Origin of the sequence: Bacillus sp. FSL M8-0277 (assembly GCF_037975305.1) — a bacterium.
Taxonomy (GTDB): domain Bacteria; phylum Bacillota; class Bacilli; order Bacillales; family Bacillaceae; genus Bacillus; species Bacillus pumilus.
Genome location: NZ_CP150255.1, coordinates 1,078,556 through 1,102,073 on the forward strand (window position 1 = coordinate 1,078,556; position 23,518 = coordinate 1,102,073).

Genomic DNA, 23,518 nt, shown 5'->3' on the forward strand with positions numbered 1-23,518 from the left:
CCAAATTTTATATTTAGTCATTCATCTATGGGAGGAAAACAGCAATGAATTTAATTCGGAATCAATGGAAGGACATTGTAACGAGCAAAAAACTACTGATCCCGATTTTAGCTGTCTTATTTATTCCGCTGATTTACAGTGGTGTATTTTTAAAAGCATACTGGGACCCTTATGGTACAGTTGATCAATTGCCTGTAGCGGTTGTCAACTTGGATGAAGGCAGTCATTATGACGGGAAAACCCTTCAAGTCGGCGATGATTTAGTAAAGGAATTAAAGAAAAACGATAATTTCAAATGGAACTTTGTCGATAGTCATGAAAAGGCTATAAAAGGATTAAATAACGAGGACTATTACCTCGTGGTGGAAATACCAAAGAATTTCTCGAAAAATGCAAGTACAGTGCTAGATAAACATCCGAAAAAATCGAATCTGAAATATTATACGAATCCAGGCGCCAACTATGCGGCGTCACAAATTGCGAATAATGCCATTATCAAATTAAAAGATTCGGTTTCAAAAGAAGTCACAAAAAATTACGCCGAGGTCATCTTTGATAACTTCAAAACGATTGCAAAAGGATTAGATCAAGCAAGCGATGGCGCGAAGAAAATTGATGACGGAACAAAAAGCGCAAAAGATGGCAGTACGAAATTAAAAGACAACTTAGCCAAATTGGCTGAAGGTACGTTAACCTATAGCGAAGGTGTTCATCAGTTCGCAGGGAAAATGGGTGAACTGAACACAGGCATACAGTCTCTAGACAGTGGGCTTGGTCAGCTCCTAACAGGCTATCAAACCATTGATCAGAAATTTGGAGAGCTTGGTACAGGAATTGATACATTAACCGAAGGATTAAACACAAGCCGAGAAGGACATCAGCAGCTCGCTTCTAAAATGCCGCAATTCACAGCAGGCATTGAGCAGCTAAACAACAAAGCCCAATCCTTTTCGGAAAAAATTGCAGCAGTAGAAAAAGTCTTGTCGTCACCAGAATTAGCGAATTTAGAGAAGATGGCGCCTAAACTCGATCAGGTGAAAGAAGACGCAAAAACGTTCAGTACAAAACTTGCTTCATTAAAAGAAGCACTATCAAATCGAGATGCTAATGTAAAAAGCATTATCCAGAACAGCTCCATGACAGATGAAGAGAAAAAGGCGGCAATGGATCAGCTTGACAGTCTGCCTAAAATCGAACTGCCTGATCTGTCTGGACTCGAACAAAGCTTAGCGGCCTTGCAGGAACTGCCTGATGCAAGTGAGGTTCAACAAGCAGTTGCATCTGCAAAAGCGCAGTTGCAGCAAGTCAAACAGCTACCAGAGAAAACAGAACAGCTGTACACATCTACAGTTGCGATACAAAATGCGATCGACCAAATGACGTCTGGTACGAATAAATTGTATCAAGGTGCACTGAAGCTTCAAACAGGTCAAGGCCAATTACAAGATGGCCTGCAAACAGCAAATGGAAAGCTTGATACAGCGAAAAGCGGTGCGGATAAGCTTGCGAATGGATCAAGCCAGCTGAGCGCAGCGTTAAATAAGCTGGAAAGTGGTTCAACAAATATCCAAAGCAATACATCTAAGCTTGCCGAAGGCTCAAAATCGCTTGATAAAGGATTGGGAGATTTAAAGAGCGGTACAGGTAAGCTGTCCAATAAATTGAAAAGCGCCGCTGATGAAACAGGAGAAATTGATGCGGGGCAAGACAATTACAATATGATTGCTAGCCCAGTTAAAACAGAAAATGATACAGCGAAGAAGATTGATAATTATGGAACAGGGCTCACGCCTTATATTTTATCCATGGGACTCTTTGTTGGGGCTCTAATGCTCACCGTCGTATTCCCAATGAAAGACCCTGCTGGCCGCCCTAGAAATGCGTTTGAATGGTTTGTCAGCAAATATAGCGTGCTTCTACTTGTCGGTATCCTTCAAGCAGTCATTGCAAGTACGATGCTCATCTTTGGGCTTGGTCTTGAGGTGGAAAGCCTCTGGCGCTTCTATCTCTTTGCGATCGTCGTCAGTCTGACATTCTTAGCGATTATTCAGCTGCTAGCAACAACAATGGGGAACCCAGGACGCTTCATTGCCGTCATTATCTTAGTTCTTCAGCTCGCAGCAAGTGCTGGTACATTCCCGCTTGAGCTTGTGCCGAAGTTCTTCCAAGTCATTCATAGTCTGCTTCCAATGACGTATACAATCAATGGATTTAGAACGATCATTGCAAGCGGTGATGACAGCTATTTATGGCACCAAGCAGCGATTCTCGGTACAGTTGCGATCATCATGATGGCGGCAACAACTGCATACTTTGCTTGGAACGTAAGAAAAATGAAACAAGACGAAGCTTAATCAATGAATCCTTTCTCTTGATAGAGGAAGGATTTTTGATTTGAAATTAGACATCTTGAACCCGAAGCGATATATTTTAATGGAAGGAATTGCTTTCACACAAAGGAGGAAATGCCGAATGACTACTGAAGTAAACGAAACCGTTCAGCTAATTCAAAAGCTCGTATCGATCCCAAGTCCGTCAGGGAATACAGAAAAGGTGATCGGCTTTGTTGAACGCTTTTTACAAGATGTAAATATTGAGACAAAACGAAATCGTAAGGGCGGCTTAATTGCTACTATTAAAGGAACTGATGACAAGGAACACCGCATGCTGACAGCACATGTCGATACGCTCGGTGCAATGGTAAAGGAAATTAAATCAAATGGACGGCTTCGTCTTGCACTCATTGGAGGCTTTCAATATAACTCAATTGAAGGCGAATATTGTGAAATTGAAACAGCAACAGGTCATACATACACAGGTACTATTCTTATGCATCAAACGTCCGTTCATGTCTATGCGGATGCAGGAAAAGCAAAACGAAACCAAGAAAATATGGAGATTCGTCTCGATGAAAAGGTGAAAAATGCAGACGATGTCAAAGCACTTGGGATTCAAGTAGGGGACTTTATCTCATTTGATCCTAGAGTGGAAGTGACGTCATCAGGTTTTATTAAATCAAGACACCTTGATGACAAGGCAAGTGTAGCGCTTTTGCTACGACTCATCCACCGCATTCAAAAGGAAAATATCACACTGCCGCATACGACGCACTTCTTAATTTCTAATAATGAAGAGATTGGCTACGGAGGTAACTCCAATATTCCCGAAGAAACGGTGGAATATCTTGCTGTCGATATGGGAGCGATCGGCGATGGTCAATCAACAGATGAATATAGCGTGTCTATTTGTGTGAAGGACTCAAGCGGTCCTTATCATTATGGATTACGCAAGCATTTAGCTGCATTAGCAGAAGAGAACAACATAGATTACCGTTTAGATATTTACCCTTATTACGGCTCTGATGCATCAGCAGCGATTCGAGCAGGGCATGATATCATTCATGGACTGATTGGTCCAGGGATCGATTCCTCGCATGCTTTTGAACGAACGCATGAAGATTCCCTTGTCCATACAGCGAATCTTCTTTATCACTACGTGCAATCATCCTTAATCACAGTATAAAAAAAGAACCCCATTTATCGGGGTTCTTTTTCATTAGCTTGAAAGCTGTGTCGGTTCAGGTACATCTTGTCCAGTCATCACGCGATGTCCTTTTTCAGGGTCATATTGCCCTTCCCATTTAGACATCACAACAGCTGCAAGTGCATTTCCTGTTAAGTTAACAACTGTTCGCGCCATATCCATGATACGATCCACACCTGCAATAAATGCAAGACCTTCAGCAGGAACACCAATCGTTCCTAATGTGGCGAGTAATACAACAAAGGACGTACCAGGAACGGCAGCCATTCCTTTAGATGTCACCATCAGCACAAGAACAAGTGTGAGCTGCTGGACGATCGTGAGGTCAATGCCATATACCTGTGCAAGGAAAAGCGCAGCAATCGCTTGATACAAGACGGAGCCGTCCAGGTTAAACGTATAACCGATTGGGATAACAAAAGAAACAATTCCCTTCGGACATCCAATGCGCTCCATTTTATCCATGACTCTTGGTAAAACTGTTTCAGAGCTTGATGTACTAAAGGCAAGAAGCATTTCGTCTTTCATGTAAGCAAGAAATCTGAAAATATTGACGCCAATCATCTTTCCAATAATTCCGAATACAACGATAAGGAAGAGAGCGAGCGCAAAATAAACAAGACCTACAAGCTTACCTAATGAAATAAGAGATTCAAGACCAAATTTTGATACAGTCACGCCAATGAGTGCGAAGACACCAAATGGTGCAGCTTTCATCACAACATTGACGACATGGAACATGGCGTGTGATACACCTTCAAAGAAGGCGAGCACTGGTTTGCCGCGTTCACCAATGGCAGAAACGCCAAGAGCAAATAGCACAGTGAAGAAAATAATCGCAAGCAAATCACCTTCCGCCAATGATTGGAAGAAGTTCGTTGGAACGATATGAAGGAACGTATCAGCAACTGATTTGCTGCTTTGCTCTTTTTCCGTTTCAACATACTGGCTAATATCTTGTTTTTCCGTATTTCCAAAGTCAACGCCTGCACCAGGTTGAACAAAGTTAGCAAGCACAAGACCAAGGATAATCGCAAATGTTGTGATAATTTCAAAATAAAGAATGGTTCTAAAACCAAGCTTCCCTACCTTTTTACCATCACCGGCACCTGCAACTCCTAAAATTAAGCTAGATACGACAATTGGTATAACAATCATCTTAATGAGTCTTAAGAAGAAGTCTCCAATTGGTTTTAAATAAGTCTCAACGCCTGGGTTACCGAAAAAGATTGCCCCAACAACGACACCGAGAATAAGACCGATTAGGATTTGTGTCGCTAATCCAAATTTTAATTTTTTCATAGATTTCCTCCCTAGCATATTCATTAAAGGAATATTCCCATCATATTAAGTTTTAATATATGAAATAAAGTATAACTAAAATTAAAGAGGTTCGTCCACGATTAAATTATATTAAGAAAATACAAAATTATTTGAAAAAATGAACATTTAGAACCTCCTTTATTGATTCAAGTCAATAAAAAGTGCCTTCGGAACTAAAACTCATCAGATGAAAATACTAAAAAACCCTTTTAGGACAAGGGTTTTACCTTTTTACCTATTTTTCAGAAAAAATAAAAAGCACTTTTGACTCCAACTGACGACGGAGGAAAAAAGTGCTTTTTAATTCAATTTATTACCTTATTTAAGATAACTTACTTGTGAGCATTCCTCACATTCATTACCGTAACACTCGTGTTGTTCCATTAAATCATTTCCACATTTTGTGCATTTTTTTGAAGGCAAATTTCTAAAAAATTCTGTGATTTTTCCTAGCATTTGTCATCCTCCAATACGTTTTGTTGCTATTATTGTATTATAACAGATTAATAATTGTCAATCTGTTTTGTAACAATAGGCAAGAAGAATGCTTTTTTTATGAAAAATGGGTATATTGTAAGAAGGGGATTTTTAGAAAAGGAGGGAAAAATGACGATGAAATTAACTGTCATTGGATGCTACGGAGGATTCCCGGCCGCTGGTGAAGCGACGTCAGGGTATCTTTTTGAATCAGATGGCTTTCGTCTACTTGTAGACTGCGGAAGCGGTGTTCTTTCCAAACTGCAGCAATACATAGATATAGAAGAACTAGATGCTGTTCTCCTTTCTCATTATCACCACGATCATATTGCAGATATCGGACCACTCCAATATGCGAAGCTAGTGGGATATCATTTAGGAAAAAGCAGCGGTCCGCTTCCGATCTATGGACATACAGGTAATAAAGAAGCATTTGGGCGGCTTGCGGATGATGTACATACTAAGGCAAAGGCTTATCAGCCAGAAGAGGGTATTCAAATTGGTCCATTTCAAATTGATTTTTTGAAAACGGTTCATCCGGCAGAATGCTATGCGATGAGAATTCAGGCGGGGGATGCTGTGGTGGTGTATACAGCAGACTCAAGTGATCAGGAGGCATTTATCCCATTTAGCAAGGATGCAGATCTACTGATTGCTGAAAGCAATTTTTACGCTGGACAGGATGGATCGAGTGCAGGACATATGAATAGTACAGAGGTGGGCAAGCTTGCAAAGGAAGCAAATGTTGGAGAATTGATCATCACCCACCTGCCCCATTTTGGTCGTCATAAAGACCTAGTCAATGAAGCACAGGCGTTATATACTGGCAATATACAGCTTGCCCATTCAGGGCTTAGATGGAACAAGGAAGGAAGATAGAGATGCTGTTTATCGATAACGAACAACATTATGATCCAATGATTAATTTGGCAATTGAAGAATATTGCTTAAAATATTTAGACCCAGAAGAAACGTACTTGCTGTTCTATATTAACCAGCCGTCGATTATTATAGGAAAGAACCAAAATACAATAGAAGAAATCAACACGAAGTATGTGGAAGACAACGGCATCAAAGTTGTCCGCCGCCTGTCCGGTGGTGGCGCAGTTTACCATGACAAAGGAAACTTAAACTTCAGCTTTATCACAAAAGACGATGGGGACAGCTTCCATAATTTTAAAAAATTTACGGAGCCAGTCATCCAAGCGCTTGAAAAGCTAGGCGTCAAAGCTGAATTAAGTGGCAGAAATGACATCATGGCAGAAGGTCGAAAAATTTCTGGAAATGCCCAGTTCGCAACACGAGGACGTATTTTCAGCCATGGCACGCTGCTATTTGATTCAGAAATTGAACATGTTGTTTCGGCTTTAAATGTGAAAAAAGAAAAGATTGAATCAAAAGGCATTAAATCCATTAGGAGCAGGGTTGCCAATATTAGTGAATTAATGGATCAAAAGATGACAACAGAAGAATTTAGAAAAATTCTGTTAAGCTACATTTTCGATACGAATGGGGATGTTCCTCAATATCAGTTGACTGAGAAGGATTGGGAAAAGATTCACGAGATTTCTCGGGAACGATATCAAAAATGGGAATGGAACTACGGCCGTTCACCGAAATTTAATTTACAGCATTCTAAAAGATTCTCAGCAGGCTCCATTGATCTTCGATTAGAAGTGAAAAAAGGGATGATCCAGGACTGCAAGATCTTTGGTGATTTCTTCGGTGTAGGGGATATTGCTGATATTGAAAAAAGACTCATTGGGCAACAATATGATCGCAAAACGATCAGCGACGTATTAGAAGATATGGACATGCGCCACTACTTCGGCAATGTATCAAAAGAGGATTTTCTTGATTTGATTTATTAAGAGGGACAAGCACGGCTAGAGATAGCGGTGCTTTTTTGATTGAAAGAATTGAAAGCGATTTACATTTGATCTTGTGGATTTTTTCGATTGTCTATTATAATAGAAAGGAGGAATGTTTGGCCATAAAATGAATGGTCATTCATTCATTGATGACATGTAAGGGGTGGGAGAATGGATTTGATCAAAAATCTAGAGCAGACGGCGATGACGAAGGGAGAAGATATCGCACTGATCTTTGAAGGAAATCAGTGGACCTATCGAGAGCTCATGACAAGTATCGAGCGCTTTGCAGATGGATTAGTGGGCGAAGGATTTCAAGCCGGGGATCATATCGCGCTTATTTTAGGAAATTCACCGCATTTTGTCATTTCTTTTTTTGGTGCTTTAAAAGCCGGGCTTGTCGTAGTACCAATCAATCCAACATACACGCCTAGTGAAATTGGCTATATGCTGATTACAGGTGATGTAAAAGGCATTGTTGCCCCTGAACAACTGCTGCCAGTGTACGAGCAAGTGTATGAACAGCTTCCGTCTATTGAACGGGTGATTATTTGTGCAGAAAATGAATCTGCGTGCAGATCAAGTTTTAAGGAAGTATCAGATCAACTTGTCTTCTTTGGAAAGCTTGTGTCTGGTCATGCGAAAGAGAACGTGCATCCATCTATTCATCAGGACGATACGGCAGTTATTTTATTTACATCTGGCACGACAGGAAAACCAAAGGGTGCGATGCTGACTCATTTCAACCTGTATTCAAATGCCAGAGACGTTGCTGAGTACCTATCCATTGATGAAAAGGACAAGGTGATTGCTGCATTGCCGATGTTCCACGTATTTTGTTTAACGGTTTGTATGAATGCACCATTGATTCATGGCGCGACCATCTATGTCCTGCCGCATTTCAGCCCATCAGAGCTTTTGCGTATGATGGAAAAAGAGAAGCCAACGTTATTTGTTGGTGTTCCAACTATGTATAACTATTTGTACCGCCAGGAAGGGCATGAGAAAGCAATGTCCTCTGTGAGGATTTGTATATCAGGCGGTGCCTCAATGCCTGTTGCTTTACTTCACGGTTTTGAGAAAAAATTTGGTGTCACGGTGCTGGAGGGTTACGGATTATCAGAGGCTTCCCCAGTAACTGCATTCAATCCTCTTGATGGAAAAAGAAAACCCGGTTCAGTCGGGACCGACATTATGAATGTGAAGAATAAGATTGTGAATGAACTGGGAGAAGAAGTCGGTCCAAATGAAGTCGGAGAGCTCATAGCAAAAGGACCCAACATTATGAAAGGCTATTATCAAATGCCAGAAGATACTGAAGCTGCACTAAGAGACGGATGGCTGTACACCGGTGATTTAGCAAGAAGAGATGAAGAAGGATACATTTATATTGTCGATCGGAAAAAGGATATGATTCTTGTTGGCGGTTATAATGTGTATCCAAGAGAAGTAGAAGAAGTGCTTTATCAACATGAAGCTGTAGCAGAAGCCGTTGTCATCGGTGTGCCAGATCCGAACACCGGAGAGGCTGTCGTCTGTTACATTTCCCCCAAGAAACATGCTCACATCGATCAAGAAGACATCATCACACATTGTTCACGCTTTTTAGCGAAATATAAGCAGCCCCAAACGATCCATTTCATAGATGATATTCCAAAGAACACAACAGGTAAAATTTTAAGAAGAGCACTAAAGGAAAAGTATCAAGCAGAGGAAAGTAAATAAGAAAAGGGGGTCTCTTATGAAGAGACTCCCTTAGTGTGCTAAGGTTCTATCACGCTGATAAGAAGACAAAGGGATAAAATAAAATTTCAGCCCTTTAGAATGGCTTCTTTTAACTGTTTCTGAAAAGAATTAGACTGTTTTTGATTCAGCTCATAATAAGTCCCATCTACTAAAAAAACGACCTGCGAACGGTTTGTCCAAAGCTGAAAGGTGGTGCCGTTTGTTCGGCCGTACATCACCTTGGCGATATAATCTGGTTTCTTTAAATTTTTCTTGAGATGATTGCTTGTTTGTTTGCCTTTGTTTAATTCTTCTATTAAGTCTTCTGCTGTGTCCTTATCATCTATTTCATAAGAAGTGGACTCGTTTTCAGATGAAAGGAGCAATTTTTCAGCTCGATTCTCATCAAAAATTTCGCTCGTCCGGCTGAATACATAAAAGAAGGTAATAAGTAAAAGTCCAAAGATCACAACTCCTGCAAGGATTTTCTTCATTTCTATCCTCCAACTCTCTATTTTATATGTAGCATCTCCGATTTTCGAGTAGCATAATCATTTTTTTCGTGAAAGCTTTTTCAGATAGGGCATGCTATGATGGAGCCACATGAGACAGGTTCTAAACAAAATAATGGATGATTAGAATAGAGAGAGGGATGGAAAGGAGGCTGACCTGTGCGAGTACGTAAATGGGTAGCTCTTGCAACGGTAGCATACATATTGTACGGTCTTTTTATTTATTCTTATTTGTTTCTATTTGGGGATGCAGCGGTTCCTGACAGTGTAAAAGGAACAAGTGCAGATCCGCATACCTTTATGACAAGCCATGAGCTTGTCATCAGCGAGAATTTCTCGAGATTACGTAACTTGCTATTTTTCATGACAATTCCATTAGATTGGTATGTCTTTTTTCTTCTGCTCATTTCAGGGTTTTCACGAAAATTAGCAGACTGGAGCCTGGCAGCAGCTCGTTTCACATTTTTAAGTAAACTTGTATATGTGTTTGTGCTGTCGCTTTTGACAATGCTGATTTCACTTCCCATTAAGTGGATTGGTTATCAGCTGTCTTTGCACTACGGAGTATCTGCTCAAAGTACGGCAAGCTGGTTGAAAGATCAAATACTGGATTTCTGGATTCAATATCCGCTTCTTGCCCTATGTGCTATTGTATTCTTTTGGCTTATTCAAAAAAGAAGAAAGCGCTGGTGGCTGTATGCCTGGTGTTTGACAGTTCCATTCACGCTATTTCTCTTCTTTATACAGCCGGTCGTCATTGATCCGTTATATAACAATTTTTATCCACTAAAGGATCAAACTCTTGAGAACAAGATCTTAACACTTGCAGACAAAGCTCATATCCCGGCAGGTCATGTATATGAGGTCAATATGTCTGAGAAAACGAACACGATGAATGCTTATGTCACAGGGATTGGTGAAAATAAGCGTATTGTGTTATGGGATACGACACTGCAAAAGCTGAAAGATCGCGAAATTTTATTTATCATGGCACATGAAATGGGACATTACGTCATGAAGCATGTCTATATAGGATTAGCAGGATATCTAGTACTGTCACTTGCGGGATTTTTTGCGATCGACCGTCTCTATTTTTATTTCTATCGTAAAGGAGCAGTTCTATTTCGGCTGAGGGAGCCGCGCGACATCGCTGCTCTTCCGCTTCTTCTCATGATTGTATCGATGCTGTCATTTGCAGCATCACCTTTTACAAATGCAGTTTCAAGACATCAAGAACGTGCAGCTGATGAGTATGCGCTAAACCTGACAAAAGACGGAGAGGCAGGGGTGACGTCTTTTCAAAAGCTTGCAAAATCAGGGCTGTCTCAGGTGAATCCGCCACTTTTAGTGAAGGTCTTCCGCTACGGGCACCCAACTATGATGGAGAGAATCATGGAAATGGAAAAAGCAGCGGAAAAAGAGGAAACGTCGAGGAAGCAATAAATAAAAAAATCCGGCTGTATTAGCCGGATTTTATTTATTGTTTAGTTAGAAGCCGCTTGAACGTTGATTAACCCTTTTCCGTAATAGAAGGAGTTACCAAGCGGTGTTGCTGTGTTTTCTAAGCGCTGGCGAACCTGAGAAGTTGATAGATTCGGGTACTTAGAAAGGATAAGCGCTGCTGCTCCTGCTACATGAGGAGACGCCATAGACGTTCCAGTATAAGATGTGTATCCACTGCTTGGTACTGTACTTAAAATAGAAGTACCAGGTGCAGAAACATCTAATTCAGGACCTGCGCTAGAAGACGAATTTCTGACATTGTTGCTGTTTACATTGGCAACGGCAATGGTAGAATCATATTTTGCTGGATAGCCAACTGTACTAGTAGAACCAGTGGAACCTGAGTTACCTGCAGCCGCCACAACAACGACTCCGCGGTTATTCGCTGTATCAACGGCATTTTTAAGCGCTGTTGAACCATTCGGTCCGCCTAAGCTCATGTTGATGACATCCATATTATTGGCTACTGCCCATTCAATACCGCTAATGATCCAGCTATATTGTCCGTCGCCATAGCGGTCTAATACTTTAACAGCATATAGGGAAGCACTTGGAGCGACCCCAAGAACACCAATTGTGTTATCAAGGGCAGCAATGGTTCCGGCTACGTGAGTTCCATGTGATTGAAAGTCTTGGGTGGCATTTGGCTCTGAAGGGACGAAGCTGGCACCGCCTGCAACATTTAAGTCAGGGTGGGCAGCGTGGATGCCCGTATCAAGGACAGCTACTTTGACATTAGCACCTTTATAACCTTGAGCGTGTACAGCTGGAGCTTTGATTTGAGGGATTCCATAAGGGACGGTTTGTGCATATGCTTCTGCTTTGTGGTCTTCTTCTACGTAAGCAATGCTAGGGTCATGTTCAAGTTTTTTTGCGGCTTGTTCGGACATCTTTACTTGTGCGGCATTAATGAGACGATATTGCTTTTCTAGTTTTCCACCATTTTGAGTGACGGCTTGTTTCTTAGAGCTGTTTGTAGTGGCAGAGGCTTTAAAGCCAACAATATAGCTCTTTTCACTATCTGACTTTGAGACCGTCTCGGCATTTGCCATGGAGCCTCCAAACCCTGCTGAAAACAGAAGAGGGACAGCCAATAAAACACTTGTCATCACATTTTTCTTTTTCACGCACAATCCACATCCCTTTTTTCTTATTTCAGAATAATCATCCGTAGTCTATAAGAATGATCCGTTTGACTATTCTGTATATTCAGTTTAAGGGAAGTAGGCAAATAAGAGTAGACCCGAATTTTTGTGAAAGTCCTAGCGAAAATTGGGGAATTAAGTCACTTGGAAATGATGGTAAAATATGTTTATTCTACTATTTCAGCGGCTATCTATTAAAAAGGAAATGTGCTTTTTTTCTTATGATCCATTTTCGGAGAAATATTCGATACCCGAAAAGCCTTAAAATAGGTAGAAACGTCTAGCATCTATTTCGAATTTCGATATAAAAAAATACTATTTTATCATTGTTTTTGTCATTTAAAAAGAACCTGTTTACATAACAGGTTCTTTAAATAGGAGAGGATTGAGTTAAATGGCTTACCACGTTGTAATCAAGCACCTTCCATTTACCATCTTTCCATTCCACATAATTTAAGCAAGCATTGACGAGCCTCGTGTTCTCAAGACCAAGATGTTCATCCGCTAAGGTGGTGAGTAAAGCATGGATGGCAGCGCCGTGTGCCACGATCAGGACTTGTTGATTCGGATAGGCTGCTCTAACTTTCTCAATGCCTTCTACCATTCGATCCTGAATCGCTTCAAGCGGCTCCATATTTGGATACTGTTTATCTGGAAAAAGCTTTTGGCGCTCCTCAAATGACATGCCTTCAGCATCGCCATAATCACGCTCAATGAAATCATCCATGATGACAAGAGGCGCATCTATATGTTTTAAAATCAAGTGTGCTGTTTCTTTTGCCCTTGTGAGTGGACTGGAAATGACAACATCCCAATGGGCATCCTTCAAATAAAGACCCGTTTGTTCAGCCTGCCATTTACCAGTATCATTTAAAGGGATATCTGTTCGTCCTTGAATTCGTTTCGCTGCATTCCAATCTGTTTCCCCGTGCCTGACTAGGCAAATTGTTGTCAATCAAATCCCGCCTTTTCTATCTTTTCTTCTATTATACTAAAGCAGAAGAAAAAAGACTGGATTAGCGATTTGTGAGACTTGTTAAGGATTCGACTGAGCTGGCAACTTGAGAAACCGTTTGTTTGACTTCCTTCAATTCGTTCAGGAAAGTTTGAAGGTCTATTTCAATTTTTCCATTTTGATTTTTGCTTAAGTTCATGCTGCTGACGATATCATCGAAGAGCGAATTGATTTGAGTCATTTTTTCTTTACTATCTGTCACGAGTAAATTCACGTCCCCAATGTGCTGAGACACAATGGAGATTTGTGAATTGGTATTGTTGACGAGTTCAGATACGGTTGAAACCGTTTTCTTTGTGTCCTCTGATAATTTACGAACCTCGTTTGCGACGACAGCAAAGCCTTTTCCGTGTTCGCCTGCTCGTGCAGATTCGATGGAAGCATTTAAAGATAACAAGTTCGTCTGCTCTGCAATGCCTGTGACAATCCCAAAGATTTGTTCAATCTGTTTGGCGATTTCATCTAAACGCTTAATTTCTGTTTCAATCTTTGTCATGCTGCCATCAATTTGGTTCATTTGTGTTTGTTGAATCTCTAATTCTTTTTTACCGCCAATCGATTTTTCCTCGACCTGTGCTGAAATTTGCGTGCCAGCTTGCGACATGTCTGCCATCTCATCAGATTTTGATACAAGCTTGTCCACGGCATTTGTTGTGTTTGAGAAGAGAGAAGCAAGTGAATTTGATGTTTCTGTGATTTTTGTATGGAGCTCCTGCTGCTGCTGTTCTGCTTCATCACGAATTTTAGAATATTCATTTTGGAATGTATCAAGGACAAGCTGCTGCTCTAAATTTAAGATTTTTGTCGTCGCTTTGACTGCTGTCTGATATTCTTTGAAATCTTGGATATGCTGAGCAAATAAATCCATAATTGATAGCAGAAGGTCCTGGAATGCAGCCATATACCACTTAGGCTGGAGGCCAATCCGTAAATGAACTTGCGCAATTTTAATTCGTTTTGCCACATAGGCTTCATCAACCACACCTGCAAACATTTCACTAATATGAATGCGGAGTGTTTTTTTCAAACGGTCGACAGAACTATTATCTTGAATGATATGCATCAAGGAAGATTCGACTTCTAAATTTTTATAAAATTTATCAACGATACGTGCAATATCCTCCTGAACAATTGGATTGAGCTGTTTTAAAATAAATAGGTCATGCTGCGTCAGATCTATCATTTTAATTTGTTTCGCGATATCCGTATTGTCAGAAAAGTTGATACGTTTTATCCCATCATCCTGCTGTGTGAAAAAAGCAGTGTTTTTTCTTTTCGTCTCTTTTTTAAATAACAATGTTTTTGTCCCCCTATAATCATCACAAATTATCAGACTTTATATTATCTATCGGATAATATTGGATTTTTTAAAGGGGATCAGTAAAATTTTACTGTTCTTTATAAGACCTTTTTAGTGGTTTCTTTGCTGGGCCTTCTACTACCTCTCCAGTAATGGAGAAACGTGAACCGTGACACGGGCAATCCCAAGTGCGGTCGCTATTATTCCAAGCGACTTCACAGCCTAGGTGAGTACACGTTGTATCCACAAGAAAGATATTCCCATCCTCTGATTTAAAGGCGCCGCATTTTTTATGCTCATACGATACAATGCCGCCTTCACCTGGCTTTAAATCATCAATGGTTTGATCGGTTCGTTTTAATTTACCACTGATCAGCTTGGCAGCGACATTGCTGTTTTCTTTAACGAAATCTTTGACGAAAGAATCAGAAACAGGTCTTGATGGCGTAAAAATGGATTCGTATGGATTCGATTTTCCTTCAATCAAATCACCGATAAGAGTAGCTGCCGCGTGGCTTGTCGTCATGCCCCATTTTCTAAAACCGGTCGCAACGAAGATATTTTGATGGTGCTTGGTTAGGCGGCCAATGTAAGGGATTTGATCCATTGTGACCATATCGTGTGTCGACCAGCGATACAGCACCTCTTCAATTCCAAGGGTAGCGTCTCCAAACCTTTCTAGTCCTTCATAGTGAACAGATTCATCCCCGCCTTGTCCAGTTTTATGACCTTCTCCTCCGATGAGAACGACTTCCTCACCATGCCATTCTGTCGTTCTTAAAGAATGAGCAGGCTGGTCGATCCCTAAGTACATTCCATCTGGGAGCGGCTTCGTTGTTTTGGCTGCTACCACATAAGATTGCTCTGGGTGAATGCGCGTGAAATAAAGTCCCTTTCCATCATAAAAAGGAAAGTGCGAACAGGATATGATATAGCGTCCTGTCAGGTGATGGTCGTCTTTTGTGACGACAGCAGGGCGGTTTCCTTCTTTTACGTCAACAGCAGTTGTCTGTTCATAAATACGTACACCACGCTCTAGGAGCTGGTCAATGAGTGCATTGAGATAATGAAGGGGATGGAACTGTGCCTGCTGCGTCATTGCTAGGGCAGCCTTGATGTCAGCATCAAAAGGAAGCGCTGTTTTCCATCCCCGATCAATCCCAAGCTGTTTGTAGGCATCTAATTCCTTTTTTAATTTTTTTACACCGCTTTCTTCCTTTGTATAAAGGTACGCATCTTTGACTTCTAGCTGACAATCGATGTCGTACTTTTGGACGCGAGCTTGAATTAGCTCTTTTGCTTTCTCATTTGCTTCTACATACAAACGGGCTTTGGGCATACCAATTTGCTGGATCAGCTCATGGTAATAAACATCGTGCTGTGAGGTAATCTTAGCTGTCGTATGTCCGGTCGTACCTTGCAGCAGTTGATCAGCATCAATGATGATGACATCCAGCCCGCGTTCTGTCATTTCAAACGCGGTAGCGATACCGGTAATACCACCGCCTACAATGATGACATCTGCTGTGAGATCCTCATCTACTGTAGGAAAAGAATGCTTTTGACTATCCGCTATCCATAACGATTTTGCCTGTTCCAATCCTTTATGTTCTTGCTCCATACTGTCGCCTCCAGTTAGTCACTTGTTGTGTATAATTTTTCCACAATGAAGAAAATCATACATTTGAAAGGAAACTAGTCTGGCATACATAAAAAAATAGCCAACACATAAAAATAAACAAGATAAAAGGAAGGAGTGGTCAGACGTGTCAACAAAGCAGCCGAAGAAAACATTGCCGCCTCAGCATCAAAGTGAGCGTCCAGGTCTTGAATACAAAATGAATCCAAGGCCTGTTTTTGATCGAGAGATGCCGGATAAAAAATTAGCAGGGAAAACAGCCATTGTGACAGGTGGAGACAGCGGGATCGGAAGAGCAGTCTCGGTCTTATTTGCGAAGGAAGGCGCCAATGTCGCCATTGTTTACTTGAGTGAGCACCGCGATGCAGAGGAAACGAAGGACTATATTGAAAAGGCGGGAGGTCGCGTCATTTTAATTGCAGGTGATTTAGGAGATGAGGCGTTTTCAAATGAGGTCGTCAAAAAAACGAAGGATGCTTTCGGTTCCATAGATATTTTGGTGAACAATGCCGGGGAACAGCATCCGCAAAAAAGCATTGAACAGATTACCTCACATCAGCTTCTTCGAACATTTCAAACGAATATTTTTGCCATGTTTTACTTAACAAAAGCGGTACTTCCTCATTTGAAAAAAGGAAGCAGTATCATTAATACCACATCTGTCACAGCCTATAAAGGGCATGAAACCTTGATCGACTATTCATCTACAAAAGGGGCAGTCGTGACATTTACGAGATCATTATCTTTATCGCTCATTAAGCAAGGGATTAGAGTAAACGGGGTAGCTCCGGGACCCATTTGGACACCCCTCATTCCATCGACCTTTACGGAAAAGGAAGTCTCTGAATTTGGCGGAGATGTTCCAATGGAGCGTCCTGGTGAGCCAGTAGAGCTTGCGCCGAGCTATTTATTTTTAGCGAGCGAAGACTCCTCTTATATAAATGGACAAATCCTGCATGTCAATGGCGGAACCATTTTAAATGGATAAACAAAAAACTTGCGGTAAAGAGACGAGTTGCTGCCCTCTTTGCCGCAAGTAAAATCATCATGATTAATGTAAGCAGTGTTCTGCATATTGAGCTGACAGGTCGTTGAATCGTTTTTCATCACGCTGATCCAGTGCCTTATCAATCTCTTCTCTAAGGAAGGTTAAGCGTTGTTTATAAAGCGCCTCATCTAAAACCATTTGAATATAGATGTCTAAAATCGTCACGCCGTTTTCTTCGGTTTTTTGGGTGTTGCGGGACTTCATGAGCTCAGCATACGTTTTTTTCTCTTTCATAAAGAATCCCCCCGATGCCTTTTTTATAGTATATGGATTGGCGAAGAAAAAATCAACAAGAATTTATAATTTTTAGATAATTTATTTTTGAGCGAAATCGACACCTCTTGTCCAATCGACACGATGTGATATATCTTAAAAAAGGCTTTTCGATAGATCGAATGGACTAAATAATACGATAAAAAAATGATTTTTAATAAATTTTGAAAAAATCCTGTCGTTTCTTATATGTTGGTGATAGATTAATAGTATCTAAAATAACCAAAAATTAACACAGGAGGAAATGAAGTGTCAGGAATTAGTGAAACACCTTTAGATTCATACGTCATTAATCAAACAACAATGGCGATCCTTCCGGTTGAAGAAGGAAAAAGAGTATATTCAAAAGTCATAGAAAGAGAGACAAGCTTTTACGTTGAATTAAAACCTCTGCAAATTATTGAACGCAGCTGCCGATTCTTCGGCTCAAGCTATGCAGGCAGAAAAGCGGGAACATATGAAGTAACAGGTATTTCTCACAAGCCTCCCATTGTGATTGACTCATCCAATCATCTGTATTTCTTCCCAACCTATTCATCCAACCGTCCTCAGTGCGGCTGGATCTCCCACAAATACATTCATACCTTCCAGGAATCATCCCTCGGAGACACGGTGGTCATCTTTACAAATGAGCAAACCGTCAAACTCGATGTCTCATATAAGTCATTTGAGAGTCAGGTGCACAGAACAGCGTATCTCCGAACGAAATTTCAAGATCGCCTTGATGGTGGTCTTCCTAAAAAACAAGAATTTATGCTGTATCCAAAGGAACAACAGCTCAACCTTGTATACGATTTTATATTAAGGGAGCTTCGGAACAGATATTAACTAAAACCAGCGGCAGCCCAGCCGCTGGACTCCTTATGTTTAGCATATCGTCTTACTTTCTCGAAGAAAAAAACATTGAAAATTATATAACAAATTATATAATTTAAGTACAGCGTATAAAATTTTATATAATGAGCGACAGAAAAGGGGATATGATGATGACTTATGATGAACTAGATACACCGGCGCTATTAATTGATAAACAGGTGATGATGGAGAATCTAGCTGCTATGCAGCAATATGCGGACCGTCAGCAAGTCAAACTGCGTCCTCATACGAAAACACATAAAACACCTGGTCTTGCGAAGGTGCAGGAGGAGATGGGCGCATCTGGCTTAACTGTAGCGAAAGTAGGGGAAGCAGAAGTGATGGCGGCGCATGGGCTAACAGATATCTTTATCGCCAATCAAATTGTAGGTGAGACAAAGCTGAAGAGAATTCGAAAGCTGGCAGAGTCGATACACATTTCATTTGGAATAGATTGTGTAGAGCATGTGCATCAAATTGAAGATGTCTTTCGTGGAGCAGAGAAAAAAGCGGAGGTTTTAATTGAGATAGAGGTTGGAGAAGAGAGGTCTGGTGTCATTGAAGAGAGTGATTTCCGTCAAATCTTGCAGGCGATAAAAACATGTGAGTTCGTTCATTTAAAAGGGATTTTTTCTCATGATGGTCATACATACAAGGCGGAAAGTAAAGCGCATTGTCAGACATTATATGAAGACGCTGTGAATCGAACGCTTCAATTTGCACAGATTGCAAAAGAATCAGGCATGCTGCTAGAGGTAGTGAGCATAGGATCAACACCACCGTTCTTATTTCAATTTGATATTCCAAAGGGAGTGACCGAAATCCGCCCAGGCACATACATCTTCATGGATGCCTCTCAGTCCAATGTGATCGGCACTTTTTCACATTGTGCAGCAGCCGTCCTGACGACAGTCATTAGTAAGCCAACAAATACTCGTGTCATTACAGATGTTGGAGCCAAAGGGCTCACGGCTCAAACCCGTACAAAAGGGCTGACGAAAACAAAGGGACTAGGCAAGGTAAAAGACTTTGATGATGTATTTGTTTCCAGTGTATTTGATGAGCATGCCATCATTTATCACGAAGGCTTCCGTCAGACTGTCCAGATCGGTGAGAAGGTGCAAATCATTCCAAATCATATTTGTCCCGCTGTCAATCTTCATGAAAAAGCCTATCTCATCCAAGATGGTGAAGTAGTCGAAGAGCTTGACATTGCTTGTAAAGGTAAACTTCAATAAATCAACAGGACAAGGCGACTTCGTTGGGGCATCATTATGATGACACGACAACATCCACCATGCACATGAATTTGTTGAAACCAAATCCATATATCCAGTCGTCTATTGAGTGTGTATCGGTAGACTGTCCACCAAATGACAGAGAAATGTGGATCCTTAGACGTATTTTCAAGCAATTATTCATAAATCACAGAAGTGACACGAGCCGTCTGTTACAATAAAAGAAATCATTTCTTGCAAAGTGTTCGTATGTGGTAAAGGATCCTCCTATTTTGACCGATATGAACGAATGGGAATAAGAAATGGAGGCTCTGTATGAAAAAACAATCGCAATTGCTGCTGCTATTCACCTTGACAGTGACCTTACTAGCAGCCTGTCAGCAAGCAGGTCAATCGCCTTCAAAACAAGACACAAAAGAAGCGGCGTATGAACAATGGGTTCAGCGTTATATGGATGAGTTAAATGAAGCTTATGAAAACATGACCGACCAATTTATTTCAGATGGACAGGGAAAGATCCAAGTAAATAAAAAATTGAAAAAGGCGACGAAAGCCTTTGATCGTGTGATTCAAAAGGGGCTTGCTCATCAAGAAATTCCAACCGCTTATCAAAAGGCAGATGAACAATTAAAGACAGGTCTTCATTCATTTGAAAAAGGAATTGGTCAGGTGGAGCAGCTATTAAAGCGCCCAGATCAAGAAAAGCTGTTTATTTCCGCTACTCATCATCTCCAAGATGGATTGCAGAGGGCAGCTGCATTTATTGAAGAAGTCGGCCGCATTCAGCAATCAACGTAAAAAGCTTGGAAGGCGGACTTCCAGGCTTTTTTACATATAAAGTATTTGCTTTAAGCGGCGCACACCTTCTTGAATCATGTTTTCGTCCGTACAAGCAAAGCCTAGCAGTAATCCCTTTCGATTGCTCTCAAAACAATAAGGACTTAATGGATAAATGCCAATACCTGCTGCTTTTGCTGCCTCAATACTGCCTTTTTCGTCAAAGTTTGGCGCTCCTTCCAAAAAGACATGAAGACCCGTATCTGTTCCATAAATATGAAAGTGCTTGTCAAATTGTTGTGTTAAAAGGGCATCCATCATGGCAGCCTGTCTTTTTTTATATAGCTGTCTCATTCGCCTGACATATCGCGTAAATTCTCCTTCTCTGAAAAAAGAGGCGAGTGTGATCTGTTCCATAATGGGCAGCTGTCTTTGAATGAGTGATTGCAAGGAAGCGATCTCTTTTATGACCGCTTTGGAGCCGATAATGGCAGCAAGGCGGATGCCTGGTGCCAGCACTTTGGAGAAGCTTAAGATATAAATCACATGGTCGGGTGCTTCTGAAAATAAGGAAGGAAGCGGTCCGCCATGATAACGATAATCTCCATCAAAATCATCCTCTAGTATATAAGACTGATGACTGACGGCAAATTTTAGCAGCTGCTGCCTTCTGCTCACACTCATACATACACCGGTTGGACGCTGATGGGAGGGCGTCACCGCAATCAGCTTTGTTTTTCGTGGTAATGTATTCACCATGATCCCTTCTTCATCGACGGGCGCGGGATAAATGTTCATTTCACGATGCATAAAGGAAAGCCTTGCTCCAGGAAAGCCTGGATCTTCAACAGCTACTGTATCGCCTTTTTTAAGCAATACCTGTGAAATCAAATCAATGGCTTGCTGCGTGCCTCCTGTTAACACGATTTGATCCTCTTCTACATCGATGCCGCGTTCTACTGATAAGTATTGGCGTATTTCTGAACGTACTTCCCATAAACCATGCGGGGAGGAATAGCCCCAATCTTTCATCTCTAATCGCTGTAATGCTTTTGTGAGCGAGCGTTTCCATATGTTTTGGAAATGTTCATCGATGGCTGGTTCCTGATGACGAAAATCAATATCAAGCTTCACATGAAATTGATTGGCCGACAGCCAGTGGTTCATTTGTTTCTCCGCCTCTTGAAAGTGTGGTCTTACCGGAAGAGGAAAAGGCGGCTCACCTTGATGGGGAGTGGAGGCCGCATAGTGATCACTCGAAATGACCTTCGTACCGCCTCTTCTAGATGTGCTGACATATCCTCTTGCCAGCAGTTCATCATAAGCAAGCTGTATAGTTGATCTTGATACATTGAGCTCCTGTGCTAATACGCGTGTCGGTGTTAACTGATCATCGGGGTTCAGTTTTTGGGAATGAATTTGTTGAATGATCCCAGTCACGATTTGCTGCCAGAGCGGGGTAGTACTTGAGCGGTTTAAATAAATATACATCGGACACCTTCTCTCATTGTCACATATAACATGATGATGACACGGGAATATGGAGTGGTCAATAGCATCGTTTTTGGATATAGGAAGTAAGCCAAAAGGTGTGTACACTGTTCTCATATGCTTATGACTAGAGGAGAGAGTGAAATGATCCCTGCAGCTAAAGAAGAAACCGCACACCTATCCATCATTCCATTTATATTCGTTTTATTTGGTCTTTTTATGATTACAACCGCAGTGAATCTGCAGGTGCCCCTTTATACGTTGTATGCCGAACAAGCAGGGTACGGAAAGGCGGCGACAGCCCTTGTATTTGCTGCATATGTCTTCGGACTGATTCCAGTTTTACTTTTTCTTGGCGGGATATCTGACCGGGCTGGACGCAAACCGGTTTTATTGGTCGCACTTAGTTTTTCATTATGTGCTACCTTATTGATGATCGTACATCCTACCATTCAGATGCTCTTTTTGGCGCGGCTGCTGCAAGGGGTGGGGCTTGGCCTAAGTGTTGGCACATGCACTGCTTATTTGATTGCTTTATATCCAGAAAAATCAAGCTGGATTCCAACTTTTATTGCGTTATGCAGTTCGGTTGGCTTTGGGGGCGGTGCTCTTTTTACGGCACTTCTTTCTTTTCAGTATGTGACGCTTGCGCCGCTTAGTTATTGGATTGTGATGGGCTTTTTAATCCTAACGATCGTGGGTGTCTTCTTTTTCGTTCCGCCTGTACAAGGAGATGCAGATAAACCGATGATGAACATGCCAACATTTCCAAAAGGAACAATGCCAGCGAATGCAGCGATTGCTGTCGCGTGGTCAGTGTGTGGCCTTGTGATTTCGGTTTTGCCAGCACAGCTTAAATTGAATGGATATGAATTATGGGTAGGGCCGGCACTGTTTTTGATTAATATGTCAGGTGTCCTGATGCAGCCTTTTGTTCGCAAAATGAATAGCACAGCAGCGCTCCTTGCCGGATTTATCTGTCTTCCATGTGGATACGGTCTCTTGCTATTTGGAGCAAATGGTGGGTCAATCATTCTTGTGCTTGCCGGAACGATGCTTGCGGGTACTGCCTGCTATGGATTTACTTATTTAGGCGGTCTTCAGCTTATTGTCGAGCGGGGAAAAAAGGAGGCAGCTAGAGCCGTTGCCGGGTTTTATTTGTTTGCCTATTTAGGTCTGGGTCTTCCAAGTGTTTTTGTCGGGCTCTTCGCTGATCTGTTCGGAACTCAGGTGGTGTTAACCGTCTTTTTCTTGGTCGTTTTGGCAGCTTGTCTCATCCTTTTGATGTCAAGTGTCAGACAGAAACAAAAGTGAGGAGTCTTGCTTTCTCTTTTGCCTTCCATTCGTTTAAAATAAAGGCATGAGAGGGGAAGATGACATGAAAAAAGTGCAGCTGGACGGCGCGTCGTGCAGGTCGCAAGAAGAGCTTCATGACCAACTAAAAAAAGTTTTACACCTTCCTGACTATTACGGGGAAAATCTTGATGCTCTATGGGACTGTTTGACAGGAGAAGTAAATCTGCCAGTAGAGCTGACATGGGTGAATTTTGACACGAGCAAGGATGCTCTTGGCGAGTATGCAGAAAGCGTAAAGCAGTTATTTCAAGAAGCAGAAGAGGAATTGAAGGGACAATTTCAAGTGAGTTTTCAATAATGGTGAAAAAGCAGCCGACATTAGAGGCTGCTTTTTTCTGAATTTTCTCCTGCGATGATATGGATGTAGACAATGCTAACTATGCGGAATCATTTAAAAAGAACACTACCGGCAGATTAAAAGATTGAG

General features: G+C 41.4%; 21 protein-coding genes. 12 read left to right on the forward strand and 9 right to left on the reverse strand.

What is annotated here, in order from left to right; all coding sequences use genetic code 11:
• Positions 1-44 precede the first annotated feature (44 nt).
• On the forward strand, positions 45-2,354 hold the full coding sequence (locus MKZ05_RS05225) for a YhgE/Pip domain-containing protein (protein WP_226804883.1): 2,310 nt from the start codon (positions 45-47) through the stop codon (positions 2,352-2,354).
• A gap of 118 nt (positions 2,355-2,472) precedes the next feature.
• The gene (locus MKZ05_RS05230) at positions 2,473-3,522 is read left to right on the forward strand and encodes a M42 family metallopeptidase (RefSeq protein WP_003212389.1); all 1,050 of its coding nucleotides are present in this window, start codon (positions 2,473-2,475) and stop codon (positions 3,520-3,522) included.
• Between the two features lie 33 nt (positions 3,523-3,555).
• Here MKZ05_RS05230 and MKZ05_RS05235 read toward each other — a convergent pair whose 3' ends face one another.
• Positions 3,556-4,845: a cation:dicarboxylase symporter family transporter gene (locus tag MKZ05_RS05235; protein WP_003211494.1), complete on the reverse strand. Its 1,290-nt coding sequence runs from the start codon at positions 4,843-4,845 to the stop codon at positions 3,556-3,558.
• A gap of 339 nt (positions 4,846-5,184) precedes the next feature.
• Entirely contained in the window at positions 5,185-5,322 is a 138-nt protein-coding gene (gene yhfH, locus MKZ05_RS05240) for a protein YhfH (RefSeq protein WP_008359029.1), read from the reverse strand.
• Positions 5,323-5,478: 156 nt separating this feature from the next.
• Between yhfH and MKZ05_RS05245 the strand changes: the two genes are divergently transcribed.
• From MKZ05_RS05245 to MKZ05_RS05255, 3 genes are all read left to right on the forward strand, one after another.
• Positions 5,479-6,222: an MBL fold metallo-hydrolase gene (locus tag MKZ05_RS05245; RefSeq protein ID WP_339162360.1), complete on the forward strand. Its 744-nt coding sequence runs from the start codon at positions 5,479-5,481 to the stop codon at positions 6,220-6,222.
• A 2-nt stretch (positions 6,223-6,224) separates the two neighbouring features.
• Positions 6,225-7,214, forward strand: a complete 990-nt coding sequence (locus MKZ05_RS05250; protein ID WP_050945384.1) for a lipoate--protein ligase — start codon at positions 6,225-6,227, stop codon at positions 7,212-7,214.
• A 171-nt stretch (positions 7,215-7,385) separates the two neighbouring features.
• On the forward strand, positions 7,386-8,939 hold the full coding sequence (locus tag MKZ05_RS05255) for a fatty acid--CoA ligase family protein (protein ID WP_050945383.1): 1,554 nt from the start codon (positions 7,386-7,388) through the stop codon (positions 8,937-8,939).
• Between the two features lie 86 nt (positions 8,940-9,025).
• Here the strand turns inward: MKZ05_RS05255 and MKZ05_RS05260 are convergent, their stop codons facing one another.
• Positions 9,026-9,433, reverse strand: coding sequence for a hypothetical protein (locus MKZ05_RS05260; protein ID WP_003211259.1), 408 nt, complete (start codon positions 9,431-9,433; stop codon positions 9,026-9,028).
• A gap of 177 nt (positions 9,434-9,610) precedes the next feature.
• Here MKZ05_RS05260 and MKZ05_RS05265 point away from each other — a divergent pair, with 177 nt between their 5' ends.
• On the forward strand, positions 9,611-10,894 hold the full coding sequence (locus tag MKZ05_RS05265) for a M48 family metallopeptidase (protein WP_137054825.1): 1,284 nt from the start codon (positions 9,611-9,613) through the stop codon (positions 10,892-10,894).
• A gap of 41 nt (positions 10,895-10,935) precedes the next feature.
• Here MKZ05_RS05265 and MKZ05_RS05270 read toward each other — a convergent pair whose 3' ends face one another.
• The 4 genes from MKZ05_RS05270 to MKZ05_RS05285 all read right to left on the reverse strand — a co-directional run bounded on the left by MKZ05_RS05270 (position 10,936) and on the right by MKZ05_RS05285 (position 16,035).
• Complete coding sequence (locus MKZ05_RS05270) at positions 10,936-12,081, reverse strand: S8 family peptidase (RefSeq protein ID WP_034620013.1); 1,146 nt, start codon at positions 12,079-12,081, stop codon at positions 10,936-10,938.
• A gap of 388 nt (positions 12,082-12,469) precedes the next feature.
• Positions 12,470-13,054: a histidine phosphatase family protein gene (locus MKZ05_RS05275; RefSeq protein WP_251191019.1), complete on the reverse strand. Its 585-nt coding sequence runs from the start codon at positions 13,052-13,054 to the stop codon at positions 12,470-12,472.
• A gap of 61 nt (positions 13,055-13,115) precedes the next feature.
• Positions 13,116-14,411 (reverse strand): globin-coupled sensor protein, encoded by a 1,296-nt coding sequence (locus MKZ05_RS05280; protein WP_253622759.1) that lies wholly within the window; start codon positions 14,409-14,411, stop codon positions 13,116-13,118.
• Between the two features lie 91 nt (positions 14,412-14,502).
• Complete coding sequence (locus MKZ05_RS05285; RefSeq protein ID WP_339161681.1) at positions 14,503-16,035, reverse strand: FAD-dependent oxidoreductase; 1,533 nt, start codon at positions 16,033-16,035, stop codon at positions 14,503-14,505.
• Between the two features lie 145 nt (positions 16,036-16,180).
• On the opposite strand from MKZ05_RS05285, the gene MKZ05_RS05290 reads away from it, so the two are divergent.
• Positions 16,181-17,041 carry an SDR family oxidoreductase gene (locus MKZ05_RS05290; protein ID WP_268458948.1) on the forward strand — a complete coding sequence of 287 codons (861 nt, stop codon included), beginning with the start codon at positions 16,181-16,183 and terminating at the stop codon, positions 17,039-17,041.
• 63 nt (positions 17,042-17,104) lie between these two features.
• Here MKZ05_RS05290 and MKZ05_RS05295 read toward each other — a convergent pair whose 3' ends face one another.
• On the reverse strand, positions 17,105-17,335 hold the full coding sequence (locus MKZ05_RS05295; RefSeq protein WP_003210924.1) for an IDEAL domain-containing protein: 231 nt from the start codon (positions 17,333-17,335) through the stop codon (positions 17,105-17,107).
• Positions 17,336-17,623: 288 nt separating this feature from the next.
• On the opposite strand from MKZ05_RS05295, the gene MKZ05_RS05300 reads away from it, so the two are divergent.
• The 3 genes from MKZ05_RS05300 (at position 17,624) to MKZ05_RS05310 (ending at position 20,265) form a co-directional block, all read left to right on the forward strand.
• On the forward strand, positions 17,624-18,202 hold the full coding sequence (locus tag MKZ05_RS05300; RefSeq protein ID WP_003212419.1) for a competence protein ComK: 579 nt from the start codon (positions 17,624-17,626) through the stop codon (positions 18,200-18,202).
• A gap of 158 nt (positions 18,203-18,360) precedes the next feature.
• A complete protein-coding gene (locus MKZ05_RS05305) occupies positions 18,361-19,467 on the forward strand; it encodes a D-TA family PLP-dependent enzyme (RefSeq protein ID WP_226804969.1) in 1,107 nt (368 codons plus the stop codon).
• A 315-nt stretch (positions 19,468-19,782) separates the two neighbouring features.
• Entirely contained in the window at positions 19,783-20,265 is a 483-nt protein-coding gene (locus tag MKZ05_RS05310; protein ID WP_212046102.1) for a hypothetical protein, read from the forward strand.
• 30 nt (positions 20,266-20,295) lie between these two features.
• On the opposite strand, the gene MKZ05_RS05315 is transcribed toward MKZ05_RS05310, so the two are convergent.
• Positions 20,296-21,735 carry a PLP-dependent aminotransferase family protein gene (locus tag MKZ05_RS05315; protein ID WP_339161685.1) on the reverse strand — a complete coding sequence of 480 codons (1,440 nt, stop codon included), beginning with the start codon at positions 21,733-21,735 and terminating at the stop codon, positions 20,296-20,298.
• 144 nt (positions 21,736-21,879) lie between these two features.
• On the opposite strand from MKZ05_RS05315, the gene MKZ05_RS05320 reads away from it, so the two are divergent.
• Together MKZ05_RS05320 and MKZ05_RS05325 are read left to right on the forward strand one after the other, a co-directional pair.
• Positions 21,880-23,049: an MFS transporter gene (locus MKZ05_RS05320; protein ID WP_339161688.1), complete on the forward strand. Its 1,170-nt coding sequence runs from the start codon at positions 21,880-21,882 to the stop codon at positions 23,047-23,049.
• Between the two features lie 64 nt (positions 23,050-23,113).
• Positions 23,114-23,389, forward strand: a complete 276-nt coding sequence (locus tag MKZ05_RS05325) for a barstar family protein (RefSeq protein WP_226804975.1) — start codon at positions 23,114-23,116, stop codon at positions 23,387-23,389.
• Positions 23,390-23,518: the final 129 nt, after the last annotated feature.

Bases quoted from the DNA above. Each gene is read 5' to 3' on its own strand.
- MKZ05_RS05320 (WP_339161688.1), top strand. From the start codon at position 21,880: ATGATCCCTGCAGCTAAAGAAGAAACCGCACACCTATCCATCATTCCA.
- MKZ05_RS05315 (WP_339161685.1), bottom strand. From the start codon at position 21,735: ATGTATATTTATTTAAACCGCTCAAGTACTACCCCGCTCTGGCAGCAA.
- MKZ05_RS05325 (WP_226804975.1), top strand. From the start codon at position 23,114: ATGAAAAAAGTGCAGCTGGACGGCGCGTCGTGCAGGTCGCAAGAAGAG.
- MKZ05_RS05305 (WP_226804969.1), top strand. From the start codon at position 18,361: ATGACTTATGATGAACTAGATACACCGGCGCTATTAATTGATAAACAG.
- MKZ05_RS05250 (WP_050945384.1), top strand. From the start codon at position 6,225: ATGCTGTTTATCGATAACGAACAACATTATGATCCAATGATTAATTTG.
- MKZ05_RS05260 (WP_003211259.1), bottom strand. From the start codon at position 9,433: ATGAAGAAAATCCTTGCAGGAGTTGTGATCTTTGGACTTTTACTTATT.
- yhfH (WP_008359029.1), bottom strand. From the start codon at position 5,322: ATGCTAGGAAAAATCACAGAATTTTTTAGAAATTTGCCTTCAAAAAAA.
- MKZ05_RS05225 (WP_226804883.1), top strand. From the start codon at position 45: ATGAATTTAATTCGGAATCAATGGAAGGACATTGTAACGAGCAAAAAA.
- MKZ05_RS05235 (WP_003211494.1), bottom strand. From the start codon at position 4,845: ATGAAAAAATTAAAATTTGGATTAGCGACACAAATCCTAATCGGTCTT.
- MKZ05_RS05285 (WP_339161681.1), bottom strand. From the start codon at position 16,035: ATGGAGCAAGAACATAAAGGATTGGAACAGGCAAAATCGTTATGGATA.
- MKZ05_RS05245 (WP_339162360.1), top strand. From the start codon at position 5,479: ATGAAATTAACTGTCATTGGATGCTACGGAGGATTCCCGGCCGCTGGT.
- MKZ05_RS05230 (WP_003212389.1), top strand. From the start codon at position 2,473: ATGACTACTGAAGTAAACGAAACCGTTCAGCTAATTCAAAAGCTCGTA.
- MKZ05_RS05310 (WP_212046102.1), top strand. From the start codon at position 19,783: ATGAAAAAACAATCGCAATTGCTGCTGCTATTCACCTTGACAGTGACC.
- MKZ05_RS05255 (WP_050945383.1), top strand. From the start codon at position 7,386: ATGGATTTGATCAAAAATCTAGAGCAGACGGCGATGACGAAGGGAGAA.
- MKZ05_RS05295 (WP_003210924.1), bottom strand. From the start codon at position 17,335: ATGAAAGAGAAAAAAACGTATGCTGAGCTCATGAAGTCCCGCAACACC.